Consider the following 12,870-nt stretch of genomic DNA (forward strand, 5'->3'; position numbering starts at 1 on the left):
CGGGGCCCGGGCAGGTGCGGGTCCGGGTGGCGGCGACGTCGTTCAATTCCGTCGACGGCAACATCCGGGGTGGATTCATGCAGGGGCCGATTCCGGTGGTGCTGCCGCACACGCCGGGTCTGGACGTCGCCGGGACGGTCGACGCGCTGGGTCAAGGTGTGACCGGGTTCGAGGTGGGTGATCCGGTCGTCGGTTTTCTGCCGATGGACGGGACCGGTGCGGCGGCGGAGTACGTTCTGGCGCCGGTGGAGGTGCTGACGTCGGCGCCGAGGAGCATCCCGTTGGCCGAGGCCGCGGCGTTGCCGGTGGTGGGATTGACGGCGTATCAGGCGTTGTTCGATCACGGGAAGCTGGCGGCCGGGCAGCGGGTGCTGATCAACGGTGCGGGGGGTGCGGTCGGGGGTTATGCGGTGCAGCTGGCGAAGAACGCTGGTGCTTATGTGATCGCGACGGCCAGTCCGCGTAGTGCCGAGGCGGTCAAGACCGCTGATGAGGTCGTCGACCACACCGCCACCGCGGTGACCGACGCGGTGACCGAGCCGGTCGATCTGGCCCTCAATCTGGCCCCGGTCGCTCCGGAGCAGCTGGCCGCGCTGGCTGGTGTGGTCCGTCCGGGCGGGGTGGTAGTGAACACGACGGTGTGGATGCCCGCGCCGTCGGATGAGGGGCGTGGGGTGCGGGGGATCGATCTGTTCGTGCGGAGTGATGCCGGGCAGCTGGCGCGGTTGGTGGGGCTGGTCGACCGTGGTGAGCTGCGTATCGACGTGGCTGAGCGGGTGGCGTTGGCGGAGTTGCCGGCGTTGCATGCCCGGGCCGCCGACGGGTCGGTGTACGGCAAGGTCATCGTCGTCCCGTCGGCGGCCTGAAACGCGTCGGCCCGGCTAACGCGTGAAGGTGAACCAGTTGACGTTCACGAAGTCCGCCGAGCTCCCGGCGAACGTCAGGTAGAGGTCGTGCACGCCGGTCGCCGGGGTGACGATGTTGGCCGGCACGGTCTGCCACTGCTGCCAGCCGCCGTTGTTCGCGAAGTCGATCTCGGCGACCACCGGGCCCGACACGCTGTCCAAGCGGGCCAGGACGGCGCCGCTCACCCCCGCGGCCGCGCCCGAGGCGAGGCGGGCGAGGAACTGGCGGGGCGAGCTCGACCCGAAGTCGACGCGGGCGTACTTCAGCCAGTCGCCCGCGGCGATCCAGCCGACGTCCATTCCGCCGCCCGTGTCGCCGCACGGCTCGGTCTGGGTGCCGCTCTGGGCGTTGTACGCCTCCGCCTGGATGGTCGAGTACGCGCTCGTGCCACCGGACCCCGGCGGAGTCGTGCCGCCGCCCGCGCCCGGGCCGAGCGCGACCGTCCAGGACGTCGGGGCCGGGTCCTGGAGGTGGCCGTCGACCGGCTGGGCGCCGGTCGGGCCCACGTCGTCGTACGGGAAGGCGTAGCCGATCGAGGCGTACTGGTGCACCAACCGGGCGTAGTGGTTCGTGGTGGCGTCCCGGTAGTACTGCGCGGGCGCGACGCCGTCGGGCTGGTTGTTCCCGCCGGCCACCAGCAGGCTGCTGCGGTTCAGCGCCGCGGCCAGCCGGGCGGCGACCGCGCCGCGGGCGTCGCTGCCGGAGTTGTACAGCGGCCCGCTCGCGCAGCCGAAGATGTCCGCCGCGCTCGGCTTGGTGAACGGCACGCCGTTGGTGTTCAGACCGGCGAACACGATCGCGTCCCCGCTGACCGTGCCCGTGTACGAGCCGATGCCGCCCTGCCCGTTGATCGTCAGCGGCGTCGTGCGGTAGTGGTCCCACACGGCGTCGAGGTACTTCGTCCAGTAGCCGCCGAAGTCGACCGGGGAGTGGCCGGGCGCGAGCACCCGCACCACCTGGCCGGCGGAGTCGGTGACGACCAGCCGGTCCCACGGCGCCCCGTCGGCGTTGTGCTGCGCGCGCAGCCCGTCCGCGATGCCGCCGAGGGCGCCGTCCGGCAGCGGGCTGACCGACTGCGCGCCCGCCGCGCCCGTGGTGGCCATCGACACCGGCAGCGCCACCATGTCGACGTAGCTGATGTTCGCGTAGAGGTTGGCGCTGTTGTAGGTGAACTCGCAGAACGTCCAGTTCGTCTGCCAGTTCGGGTCCGCACTGGCGAAGCCGGGCTGCACCAGGCCGGGGCCGGGGTTGACGAAGAACTGGATCTTCTTGCCGACCGAGAACCACACCCGGCCGCCGATGAGGTAGTCGGTCAGCGTCACGGTGAGCTGGGCACCCGGGCCGCCCAGCGGGATCGCGTAGTCCGGGACCGGCGTCACCGGCGCCGAGGGGTTCGGCAGCGGCTGGAACCGGCCGTCGGCGGTGACGAAGCCGGGACGGCCCGCGGTGTCCGCGCCGCTGATGTAGGCGTAAACGGTGCCGCTGCCCGAATTGTTCTTCAGCGTCAACGGAAGGGCCGCGGCGGCGCGCGCTCGCGGAGTGGTGACGGCGGACCACAGCGGCGTGCTCGCCGCGGCGGCGACCAGGCCGGCGGTGACAAAGGTTCGCCTCGACAGCATGGCACCTCCTCGAAAGCGGGCGGCTTCCGCGGGGCCGGGCGGCCCGCGTCCACCGGAAACGGTGACCGGACGGTAGGTAAGCGTTTCCGCCGGGTCAATATCCGGCGACCGCGCTCGGGTACGGACGGCCCTCGAAGCTGCCCTTTCGTTGTCCGGACCAATCCGCCCGGTGGTCCGCTGGGTGTCTATTGTGGACGATCGGATCAGCGGCGCCGCGGTGCCGGGAGCCCGGCCGCGGCGAGGGCGTCCCAAAGCGGCGTCCCGTCGAAGCGCGGGGTTCCCAGGCCTTCGACGAACCGGCAGCCGTAGTCGTGGGCGGTGAGGGTCGTCGTCCGGCCCTGGGCGTCGACGAACACCAGCTCGAAGCTGGGCCCCATGTCGGCGGTGCAGGCCACGTCCGACGGCGGTTCCGGCAGGCCGCACGCCACGTCGGCGATCTTCCGGATGGCGGCCACGTCGGTGGTGCGGCTCCCGGCGGGAACGTCTGCGGCGGTGGTTCCGGCGGTGGTTCCGGTGGCGGTCGGCAAGGGTGGGTACAGCGGGCCGCTCTCGACGAGTTCGCGGGGTTCGTAGGAGCCGGAACACAGCGGCGACGCCGACGCGGGCCGGGCGTCGGCCCCGCAGGCCACGGCGCTCAGGACGACCAGGACCACACCTGGCACAGCGGACAGCCTTCGCATGGATGCGCCTCCTCGTTCGGTCGATGCGAGGACGGAAGCCCGGGGTGGTCCGGTTGCACGCGAAGCGGCCGAAGGTCACCGGGCGCGGGGACGAACGGCCGCAGCGTCCGGGCCGGCGTGCGGCCTAGGTTCGGTTCGACGCACTCGAACCCCCGGAGGGACAGGTCATGAGCGCAACCGGGAACGCGCCGATCGTGGTCGCCGTGGACGGCTCGGAGACGGCCGCCGCGGCCGCGCTGTGGGCGGCGGGGGAGGCGGCCCGGCGGCACGCCGCGCTGGTGGTCTTCACCGCCTACGGCTACGAAGACCCGGCTTTCGGCGGCCTCCTGTACCCGCCACCGGCCTGGCTGGCCGATCTGGCGGCCGAGGCCGCGGAGCTGTTGCGCCGGACTCGGACGGTCCTCGAAGCCGCCGTCCCGGGGCTCGAAGTCGCCACCGAGGCCAGTGACCGCGGGCCGATCCCGGCGCTGCTGGCGGTGTCGGAACGGGCCCGGCTGCTGGTCACCGGTGAGCCGGTCGGGGCGATCGCCGGGCTGTTCAGCGGGTCGCCCGACGTGGACCTCGCCGCCGAGGGGCACTGCCCGGTGGTCGTGGTGCGGGGGAACGAAAGCGTCGACGGCCCGGTGGTCGTGGGCGTCGACGGCAGCCCGCTGAGCGAAGCCGCGATCGCGTGGGCGTTCGAGGAAGCCTCGCTCCGCAACGCCCCGCTCGTCGCCCTGCACGCCTGGCACGACGGTGACGCCGCCGGGCTGTCCGGCGACGGCGACGCCCCGGCGGAGTCCGGACATCGGCTGCTCGCCCAGCGGCTGGCCGGGTGGCGGGAGAAGTACCCGGACGTGCCGGTCGAGCGCCGCGTCGAGCACGACAAGCCGCGCCACCGCCTGCTCGCCGCGAGCCACGGGGCGCAGCTGGTGGTCGTCGGCAGCCGCGGCCGGGGCGGGTTCGGCGGGCTGGTCCTCGGCTCGACGAGCCAGGCGCTGCTGCACCACGCGGCCTGCCCGGTGCTGGTCGTCCGCAGGGAACGGGACAGCTGACCTCAGTGCGGCCGGCGTCGCCGGCGGAGCGGGCGCGCTCGCCGGAGTCCTGCCGGGGCGGGCGCGCTTGCCGGCGTCGCCGGCGGGGCGGGCGCGCTCGCCGGAGTTCCGTCGGGGCGGGCGCGCTTGTCGGAGTTCCGTCGGGGCGGGCGTGCTTGTCGGAGTTCCGTCGGGGCGGGCGTGCTTGCCGGCGTCGCCGACGGGACGGGCGCGCTTGTCGGAGTCCCGCCGGCCGTGTCCGCCGGTCGCTCGTCGCGCGGCGGCGAAGGAGCGGGCGTGCCGTCCCGCCGCCGTCCGGTCCGCGTCTTCGCCCGCGGCGCCGGACGGGTGTCGCCGCGGGAGACCTGCTGACCGGGGACCTCGCGCGGCCGCGCCCGGACCGCGTGGCGATGACCGCGGTCCCGGCAGTCGGGTCCGCGATGAGGAGTGACCGCCCCGCGTCGCGCGGCTTCCGCTCGGCGAGCGGTTCCCGCACGACACCGGCCGCCCGGAGGGTCTTTGGTCCCCGCTGGTCGTGACGGGCGGCCGTCGCGGCGGCGGGCGACGGCCGGTGAAGCTGGAGCCTCGTTCCCCAGCGACCCGGAGCCGATGATGAGCCGACCACTGCCCAGCGTGTTCGACCAGGCCCTCGCCTCGGCCGTGCGCGCGCCCTCGCCGCACAACACCCAGCCCTGGCGGTTCGTCGCCGAGCACGAGGCGATCGAGGTGTGGCTGGACCGCGAGCGCGTCCTGTCCGTCGCGGACCCGCACGGCCGGGAAGCCCGGCTCGCCTGCGGGGCCGCCGCCTTCAACCTGCAGATCTGCCTGCGCACCAACGGGTTCGCCACGGTGGTGCGGCTGGTGCCCGACCCGGCCGAGCCCGATCTGGTCGCGGTGATCCGGCTCGACGGCAACCAGAAGGCCACCGCCGCCGAGCGCAAGCTCGCCGAGGCCGTGTTCCGGCGGCACACCAACCGGCGGCCGCTGCTGGACAGGCAGGTGCCGCCGGTCGTGCGGGCGGCGCTGAAGTCGGCGGCGCTGCACGAAGGCGGCCAGCTCGAGTACCTCGACGCCTCGGGCCGCTACACCCCGGTCGCCTCGCTGGTCCGGCAGGCGGAATCCCTCCAGTCGGCCGACCACGCGTTCCGCGCGGAAGCCGCGTTCTGGACCCACCGCGATCCCGACAGCCCCGACGGCGTGGCGAAGATCGCGTCCGGCCCGCCCCCGCAGGGCTCCGGCGTCGTTTCGCTGCGCGCGTCGCACGAAAACGAGGAACTCCCCGCCCGCGAGTATGAGCAGGAGCCGCTGCTCGGGCTGCTGCTGACGCGGGACAAGGGCCCGCACGCGGAGGTCCGCGCCGGGATGGCGATGCAGCGCGTGCTGCTCGCCGCGACGGCCGAAGGGCTGGCGACGTCGTTCCTGTCCCAGCCGTTCGAAACCCCGCGGACCCGGGAGTCGCTCGACCGGCTCTTCGCCGGAGCCGGGCAGCCGCACACCCTGCTGCGCATCGGCTACGGCTACCCGGCGCGGCTGACCGCCCGGCGGCCGGTCCACGAGGTGCTGACCCATCGGGTGCCGTCCCGCTGAAGGACTCGACATCCGGGGGGGCGCACTTCCGGAAAACCTGAACGTGACTTTGTTTCACGTTTGTCCTACGCTGAGCCGATGACTCAGGGCACCGTGCTCCTGCGGGCCGAGCGGCAGGCCGTGGTCGAGGCCTGCCACGAACTGGCCGCCGCCGGACTGCTGATCGGCACCGCCGGCAACGTGAGCGTGCGCGCCGGCGACCACGTGGCGGTGACCGCGACCGGCGTCGTCCTCGCGAAGGCCACGCCGGAGCAGATCACCGTGGTCGACCTGGACGGGACCGTGGTCGGCGGCGAACTCGCGCCGACGTCGGAACTGGAGCTGCACCTCGGGATCTACCGCCGCTCCGGAGCCGGGGCGGTCGTGCACACGCACTCGCCGCAGGCGACCGCCGTCTCCCTCGTGCTCGACGAACTCCCGTGCGTGCACTACCAGCAGCTGCTGCTCGGCGGGGCCGTGCGGGTCGCGCCGTTCGCCGTCTTCGGCAGCGACGAGCTCGCCGAGCACGTGTGGGCCGCGCTGGAAGGCAAGTCGGCGGCGCTGATGGCCAACCACGGCGCCGTCGTGCACGGCCCGCGGCTCCGAGCGGCGGTGGACAACGCCCTGCTGCTCGAGTGGGCCTGCGAGCTCTACCGGAACGCCGCCGCGATCGGCACCCCCCGAGTCCTGGACACCGCCCAGCAGACCGCGGTGGTCGAAGCCGCCCTGCGGCGCGGCTACGGCAGCACCCGACGAATCGAGGAGGATCTGTGACGCAAACGGTGATCACGCTCGGCGCGCACGTGTTCGACGTGCAGGTCCGGCCGGTCGAGGCCATCCCGGACGGGCAGGGCGCGGCCCTGGTCGAGCAGATCCGGTTCGGCCCGGCCGGGACCGCGGCCGGCACCGCGCTGACGCTGGCCAAGCTCGGCGCGACCGTCCGCACCGCCGGCGCGATCGGCGACGACCCGATCGGCGACCTGCTGCTGGCCATGCTGACCCGGTTCGGCATCGACACCTCGCTGGTGGTCCGCCGCGCGGACGTGCAGACCTCGGCGTCGGTGCTGCCCATCCGCCCCGACGGCAGCCGGCCCGCCTTCCACGTCCCCGGCGCGAACCTCACCTACGGGCCGGACGACGTCGCGGAAGCCGAGGTCGCCCGGGCGACCCACCTGCACCTCGGCGCGCCCGAGCTGATGGGCGGGGAGAACGCGGCGAAGATCCTCTCGCCCGCCCGCGCGGCCGGGGTGGTCACCTCCGCCGACCTGCTCGCCCCCGGCGGCCCCGGCATCCTCGCCTGGATCGCGCCCGCGCTGCCCCACCTCGACTACCTGCTGCCCAACGAACAGCAGGTCCTCGGGCTCACCGGCGCCGAGACCCTCGAAGACGGCGCTCGCGCGTTGATCGACCAGGGCGTCGGCTGTGTCGCCGTCACCCGGGACGCCCGCGGGGCCCTGGTGATCACGGCCGACGAGGTGTTCGCCGTCCCCGCGTTCGCGGTCGACGTCGTCGACACCACCGGCTGCGGTGACGCGTTCTCCGCCGGCTTCCTCCGCGGCATCGGTCTCGGCCGTTCCGTGCGGGACGCCGCCGTGCTCGGCTCCGCCGCCGCGGCCCTGGTCGCCCAGGGACTGGGCAGCGACCACGGCGAATTCGACCTGGCCGCCGCCGACGCCTTCGCCGCGGCCACGCCGACGCTGGAGGCCGCCGATGCGCCGCACTGACGTCGTCGTGGTCGGCGCGGGCCTGGCCGGGCTCACCGCCGCCCGCGAGCTGACCGCGGCCGGCCGGGACGTCGTCGTCCTGGAAGCCCGCGACCGGGTCGGCGGCCGCACCGTGAACCACGACCTCGGCGACGGCAAGGTCGTGGAGGCGGGCGGGCAGTTCGCCGGCCCGACCCAGGACCACATCCTCGCGCTGGCCAAGCAGGTCGGCGTCGACACGTTCCCGGCGTACACGCACGGCGCGTCGGTCTACGTCCACGGCGGCCGCGCGCGCCGGTACCGCGGCGACATCCCACCCGACCCGCTGGCGCTGCCCGACCTCGGCATCGCCATGCGGCGGATCAACCAGCTCGCGCGGAAGATCCCCCTGGAAGCACCGTGGCGCGCCCCGAAGGCCCGGGCCTGGGACAGCGTGACGTTCGAAAGCTGGCTCCGGCACACCACCGCCGGCTCCGGCGCCCTGGACCTGGTCAACGTGCTGCTCGGCTCGGCCTACGGCGGCAGCGCCGCCGGCGCGTCGCTGCTCTACAGCCTCTGGTACATCGCCGGCTTCGGCAACGAAACCACCCCCGGCACCGTCGAACGCGGCATCGGCGTCACCGGCGGAGCGCAGGAATTCCGCTTCGCCGGCGGGTCCCAGCTGATTTCGCAACGCCTCAGCGAGGAACTCGACGGACGTGTGGTGCTGGGCGCCCCGGTGCGGGCGATCGAGCAGGACGGCGACCGGGTCGCGGTCAAGTCCGATGTGGACACCTGGAGCGCGCGGCACGTCGTGGTGGCCGTCCCGCCCGCGCTGGCCACGCGGATCTCCTGGCGCCCGCTGCTGCCCCCGCAGCAGGACGCGCTGTTCTCCCGGATGACCTTCGGCGCGCTGATGAAGTGCGAAGCGGTGTACCCCGAGCCGTTCTGGCGCGCCGACGGGCTCAACGGGCAAGCCGTGTTCCGGAACGGTTCCCCGATCTGCTCCATGTGGGACAACTCCCCGCCCGACGGCAGACCCGGTGTCCTCATGGGCTTCCTCGGCGGCCCGCAGTGGCACACCTGGGCGGCGCGCCCGCCCCGCGAACGACGTGCCGCCGTCCTGCGCGCCTTCGCCGCGGCCGTCGGGAAGCCCGCGCTGAGCCCGGTGGAGTACTTCGAGCAGGACTGGGTCGGCGAGGAATGGACCCGCGGCGGCCCGACGTCGGTGCCCGGCACCGGCGTGCTGACCGAGCTCGGCTCGTGGCGCGACCGGCCCTTCGGCCGGGTGCACTGGGCCGGCGCCGAGCACTCGGACCACTGGAACGGATACATGGACGGCGCGGTCCGCTCCGGCGAAACCGCCGCCCGCGCCGTTCTGGGCCACGACTGAAGGCGACGATGATGCGCGACTACACCGTTTCCGAGCAGGCGATCATCCCGCACCCCGTGCGGCGGGTGTGGGAGGTGATCTCCGCGACCCACCGCTACGCCGAGTGGGTCCCGACCGTCCTGGAGGTGACCGACCACCACGGCACCGCCGAGATCGGCCGGACCTACCGCGAGCGCAACAGATCCCTCGGCCCGCTGACCACCCGGTCCACCTGGACCGTCCGCGAAATCGTGCCGCTCGCCCGCCGCGTCGACACGGGCGTCGGGTTCGCGCCCCTGCGGGACCTGACCAACGTGTTCGAGTTCGAGCCGATCACCCGCGGCGACGGGACGGAAAGCACGCTCATGACGTACGCGGTCCAGTACCGGCTGGGCCTCGGCCCGCTCGGTCCGCTGGTGCACCGCGTGGTCGCCGCCGGGCTGCGGTCCGACATGAAGCACGCGATGGACAACCTCGCCGACGTCATCCTCGCCGAGGGAGCCCACCCGTAGCGCGGTGACGGGACAACGCCGGTCCCGCGGTTCAGGTCAGCGCGACCGGCGCCGAGCCCTCGAAGCGGTACCCGACGCCGCGGACGGTGGTGATCGGGTCCAGGTGGGGCTCGAGCTTGGCGCGGAGCTTCCGGACGTGGACGTCGACGGTGCGGTCGCTGCCGTCCCGCCGCGGCCAGAGGGCGTTCTTCAGCGCGGTGCGGGTGAAGACGCGGTCCGGGTGCGTGCGGAGGAAGTGCAGCAGGTCGAATTCGAGCCGGGTGAGGGTGAGCGGACGGCCCAGCAGCAGGACGCGCCGGGACCGCGTTTCGATGCGCACGAGCGGATCCGGGACGAGCCTCAGCCGCGGCGCGGGCTCCGCGGCCCGCGTACCGGTGACGACTTCGACCCCGGCGAGCCCGTCGAGCGCGGCGGCCAGCCGGGTGGCGACGAGACCCGGATCCGCGGCCCGGCCGGTGAGGTCGATCCGGATGGTCAGCCGGAGCGCCTCGGCGGCCGGATATCGGTTCGGCTGGCTCGTCATGGCGGCGATTGTGGTGGCCGGCGGGCGCGAGGAGAACTCCGCCCGATCCCCGGAACGACTTGACGGCACACCGGCCGCGTGAGCGGGCCGTCCCGGAGCAGCTCGGGACGCCCCGGTCCGGCCTCCGTCGTGAACCGGACCGGCCTCCGGCCCGTGTATGCGGTCGGGTGTGGAGCGGAAGGACGGGAGATCGCCGTTGACTGTCACCGAGGAAAGCCGGTGCCGCCGGGATCCGGACGAGAAGCCGGGCTGGAACGTCGATCCCGTGCTCGTCCTGACCTTGGTCCTGCTGGCCGGGTTCCTGGCCCAGGGCCCGCTCCGGCGGCTGTTGTCCGCTCCGGTCATGCAGGGCTGGATGACGGTGTTCGTGGCGGTCGTCGTGCAGGCGCTGCCGTTCCTCGTCCTCGGGGTGCTGCTTTCGGCCGGGCTGGCGGTCTTCGTGCCGCCGGCGTTCTTCACGCGCGTGCTGCCGAACCGGCCGGCGCTGGCCGTGCCGGTCGCCGGGCTGGCCGGGGCGGTCCTGCCCGGGTGCGAATGCGCGTCGGTGCCCGTGGCCGGCGCGCTGGTGCGCGGCGGGGTGACCCCGTCCGCCGCGGTGGCGTTCCTGCTGTCGGCGCCCGCGATCAACCCGGTGGTGCTGACGGCGACGGCGGTCGCGTTCCCGGGCCAGCCGCGGATGGTCGTGGCCCGGTTCGTCGCGAGCCTGGCGGCGTCGTGCGTGATGGGCTGGCTGTGGCAGCGGCTCGGCCGTCCGGACTGGCTGCGTCCCCGCCCGCACGGCCACGGCGAGAGCGGCACCAGGGGAGAGGCGTTCTGGGGATCGGTGCGCCACGACGTCCTGCACGCGGCCGGGTTCCTCGTCGGCGGCGCGATGGCCGCCGCGACCCTCAAGGCCGTGGTGCCCGCGAGCCGGCTGCACGCCGCGGCCGCGCACCCCGTCGTGGCGGTGCTGGCCCTGGCGGCCCTCGCGGTGCTGCTGTCGATCTGCTCGGAGGCCGACGCGTTCGTCGCCTCGTCGCTGACGCAGTTCTCGCCGACGGCGCGGCTGGCGTTCCTGGTCGTCGGCCCGATGGTCGACCTGAAGCTGTTCGGCATGCAGGCCGCCACGTTCGGCCGCGGGTTCGCGCTGCGGTTCGCGCCGGTGACCTTCGCCGTGGCCGTGGTGGCCGCGGCGCTGACCGGGGCGGTGCTGCTGTGAACCGGACCGTGCAGGCGATCCTGCTGTTCCTCGTCGGCGGCGTCCTGCTCCACGCCGGCGTGACCGGGCTGTACCTGCGGTACGTCAAGGCCGGCCTGCGCCCGCTGGTGCTGGCGGCCGGCGTGGTCCTGGTGCTCGCGGCCCTGGCGACGGTCTGGTACGCGCGCCGCCGCCCGGGCGGGCACGCGGCGCCCCGGGTCTCGTGGCTGCTGGTGCTGCCGGTGTTCGCGCTGATCCTCGCCGCGCCACCGGCGCTGGGTTCCTACAGCGCGATGCGGGCCGGCACGGCGGTGACGGCACCACGCATCCTCACCCCGCTCCCGGAGGGCAACCCCGTCCGCCTGACGACGATCGACTACGCGGACCGAGCGGCCTACGACCACGGCCGCTCGCTGGCCGGCCGCACGGTCACGATCACCGGTTTCGTGGCCTTCGACCCCGGCGGCACGCCGTACCTGGTCCGCATGCTCCTCAACTGCTGCGCGGCGGACGCCCAGCCGGTGAAGGTCGGCCTCACCGGCCGGGTCCCGCCGGTCCTGCAACCCGATTCGTGGCTCGAGATCACCGGCGCGTACTCCGCGGAGAAGACCGAGGACCCGGTCAACGGCGGCACGATCCCGTTCATCGACGTCGGCCTGGCCCGGCCCGTGGCGCCGCCGGCCGATCCCTACGAGAGTCTCGGCTAGCGGCACCCCCTCCGTCGGCTACCTCCCCGCCTGCGGGCCGATCATCGAGTTCACGTCGATCGGCGATGGGATGGCGCCGAGCTGCAGCAGCAGGTCCGGGACCCGTTGCAGGCGCCGGGAATCGAGGATCGAGCCGTAGCCCGGCAGGGTGAGCAGCTTGGCCGTGTCCTCGTCGATCTTGGCGAAGCGCACCAGCAGCGGCTCGACCTTGGCGCGGTCGAACAGGGCGTCGTGGGTGGCCTTCTGCATGGCCCGCTGGAACGCGGCCAGGGTCTTCGGGTTCTCCTGCACCCACTTGCGCGTCGCGCCGTAGCCGGTGAGCGGGAAGTCCTGGGTGGCGCCGGTGTTGATGTCGATCACCGGGATCGCGCCGGCCGTCTGGGCGGCCTGCGTGATGTACGGCTCCGGCAGGTACGCCGCGTCGGCCTGGCCCTGCTGCAGCGCCGCGGCGATGCCGGGCAGCGGGATCAGCACCCATTTCACTTTGCCGAAATCGACGTTGTGATCTTGCATGACCGACCGGGTGAGAAGATCCGAAGCGGTGTTTTTGGCCGTGATGGCGATCTTCGCGCCCGCCAGGTCGGCGATTGTTTTCACCGGCGAATTCGGGACCGTGACGATCGCATTGGACTTCGCGTTGACCGACGTCGCGTCGGCGACCAGCTGCATGTCGGCGGCACCGGTGCTGCGGGCGGTGAAGAACGGCGGGTAGGTCGAGAAGGCGATGTCGGCGTCACCGGAGATCGACTTCGTCAACGAGGCCTGGCCGCTGGCGGCGATGACGGACTCCACGGTGAGGCCTTCGGCCTGGAAGTAGCCTTCGTCCTGGGCCAACCAGAACGGGGCGAGGTCCGTGGTGGGCAGGATCGACACCTTCAGCGTCGTCTTTTCGAGCCCGTTGCCGCCCGGCGAGGCGCCCGGGCCGGTCGCGCCGAGCGCACCGCAACCGGTTACGACCGTGACGACCGCGAGGGCGAGCGCAGCACGAACACGGCCACGGTTCCTGACTATTCCGAACAAGGTCTGCTCCTCGAAGGAGATGACAGTTGATGTACCGGCTCCAAGGAAGGTGGGTGATTCACTCCCCGGTGTCAGGCGGGTCACTGTAGGGAC

Annotated in this window: 13 protein-coding genes; 9 read left to right on the forward strand and 4 right to left on the reverse strand. The window is 73.4% G+C overall.

Features of this window, described 5'->3' with window-relative positions; translation table 11 throughout:
* The coding region (locus DV20_RS42110; RefSeq protein ID WP_043789510.1) for an NADP-dependent oxidoreductase at positions 1-866 on the forward strand (866 nt) is incomplete at its 5' end.
* A 15-nt stretch (positions 867-881) separates the two neighbouring features.
* Here DV20_RS42110 and DV20_RS42115 read toward each other — a convergent pair.
* Positions 882-2,525 (reverse strand): beta-1,3-glucanase family protein, encoded by a 1,644-nt coding sequence (locus DV20_RS42115; protein ID WP_043789513.1) that lies wholly within the window; start codon positions 2,523-2,525, stop codon positions 882-884.
* 203 nt (positions 2,526-2,728) lie between these two features.
* A complete protein-coding gene (locus tag DV20_RS42120; RefSeq protein WP_235191164.1) occupies positions 2,729-3,187 on the reverse strand; it encodes a hypothetical protein in 459 nt (152 codons plus the stop codon).
* Between the two features lie 185 nt (positions 3,188-3,372).
* On the opposite strand from DV20_RS42120, the gene DV20_RS42125 reads away from it, so the two are divergent.
* The 6 genes from DV20_RS42125 (at position 3,373) to DV20_RS42150 (ending at position 9,350) form a co-directional block, all read left to right on the forward strand.
* Positions 3,373-4,239 carry a universal stress protein gene (locus DV20_RS42125; RefSeq protein WP_043789518.1) on the forward strand — a complete coding sequence of 289 codons (867 nt, stop codon included), beginning with the start codon at positions 3,373-3,375 and terminating at the stop codon, positions 4,237-4,239.
* A gap of 591 nt (positions 4,240-4,830) precedes the next feature.
* A complete protein-coding gene (locus tag DV20_RS42130) occupies positions 4,831-5,805 on the forward strand; it encodes an Acg family FMN-binding oxidoreductase (RefSeq protein ID WP_043789580.1) in 975 nt (324 codons plus the stop codon).
* 78 nt (positions 5,806-5,883) lie between these two features.
* Positions 5,884-6,558 (forward strand): class II aldolase/adducin family protein, encoded by a 675-nt coding sequence (locus DV20_RS42135; protein ID WP_200876620.1) that lies wholly within the window; start codon positions 5,884-5,886, stop codon positions 6,556-6,558.
* Entirely contained in the window at positions 6,555-7,508 is a 954-nt protein-coding gene (locus tag DV20_RS42140; RefSeq protein WP_043789520.1) for a carbohydrate kinase family protein, read from the forward strand. The genes DV20_RS42135 and DV20_RS42140 overlap by 4 nt, the downstream gene beginning before the upstream one ends.
* Entirely contained in the window at positions 7,495-8,859 is a 1,365-nt protein-coding gene (locus tag DV20_RS42145) for a flavin monoamine oxidase family protein (RefSeq protein ID WP_043789523.1), read from the forward strand. The genes DV20_RS42140 and DV20_RS42145 overlap by 14 nt, the downstream gene beginning before the upstream one ends.
* 11 nt (positions 8,860-8,870) lie before the next feature.
* Positions 8,871-9,350: an SRPBCC family protein gene (locus DV20_RS42150; protein WP_043789584.1), complete on the forward strand. Its 480-nt coding sequence runs from the start codon at positions 8,871-8,873 to the stop codon at positions 9,348-9,350.
* Positions 9,351-9,381: 31 nt separating this feature from the next.
* On the opposite strand, the gene DV20_RS42155 is transcribed toward DV20_RS42150, so the two are convergent.
* Complete coding sequence (locus DV20_RS42155) at positions 9,382-9,873, reverse strand: winged helix-turn-helix domain-containing protein (protein WP_051736360.1); 492 nt, start codon at positions 9,871-9,873, stop codon at positions 9,382-9,384.
* A gap of 196 nt (positions 9,874-10,069) precedes the next feature.
* Here DV20_RS42155 and DV20_RS42160 point away from each other — a divergent pair, with 196 nt between their 5' ends.
* A complete protein-coding gene (locus DV20_RS42160) occupies positions 10,070-11,071 on the forward strand; it encodes a permease (protein ID WP_043789525.1) in 1,002 nt (333 codons plus the stop codon).
* On the forward strand, positions 11,068-11,757 hold the full coding sequence (locus DV20_RS42165; RefSeq protein WP_043789528.1) for a TIGR03943 family putative permease subunit: 690 nt from the start codon (positions 11,068-11,070) through the stop codon (positions 11,755-11,757). The genes DV20_RS42160 and DV20_RS42165 overlap by 4 nt, the downstream gene beginning before the upstream one ends.
* An 18-nt stretch (positions 11,758-11,775) precedes the next feature.
* Here the strand turns inward: DV20_RS42165 and DV20_RS42170 are convergent, their stop codons facing one another.
* Complete coding sequence (locus DV20_RS42170; RefSeq protein WP_043789530.1) at positions 11,776-12,777, reverse strand: ABC transporter substrate-binding protein; 1,002 nt, start codon at positions 12,775-12,777, stop codon at positions 11,776-11,778.
* Positions 12,778-12,870: the final 93 nt, after the last annotated feature.

It is taken from the genome of Amycolatopsis rifamycinica, assembly GCF_000695625.1.
In the GTDB taxonomy this organism is placed as follows: Bacteria; Actinomycetota; Actinomycetes; order Mycobacteriales; family Pseudonocardiaceae; genus Amycolatopsis; species Amycolatopsis rifamycinica.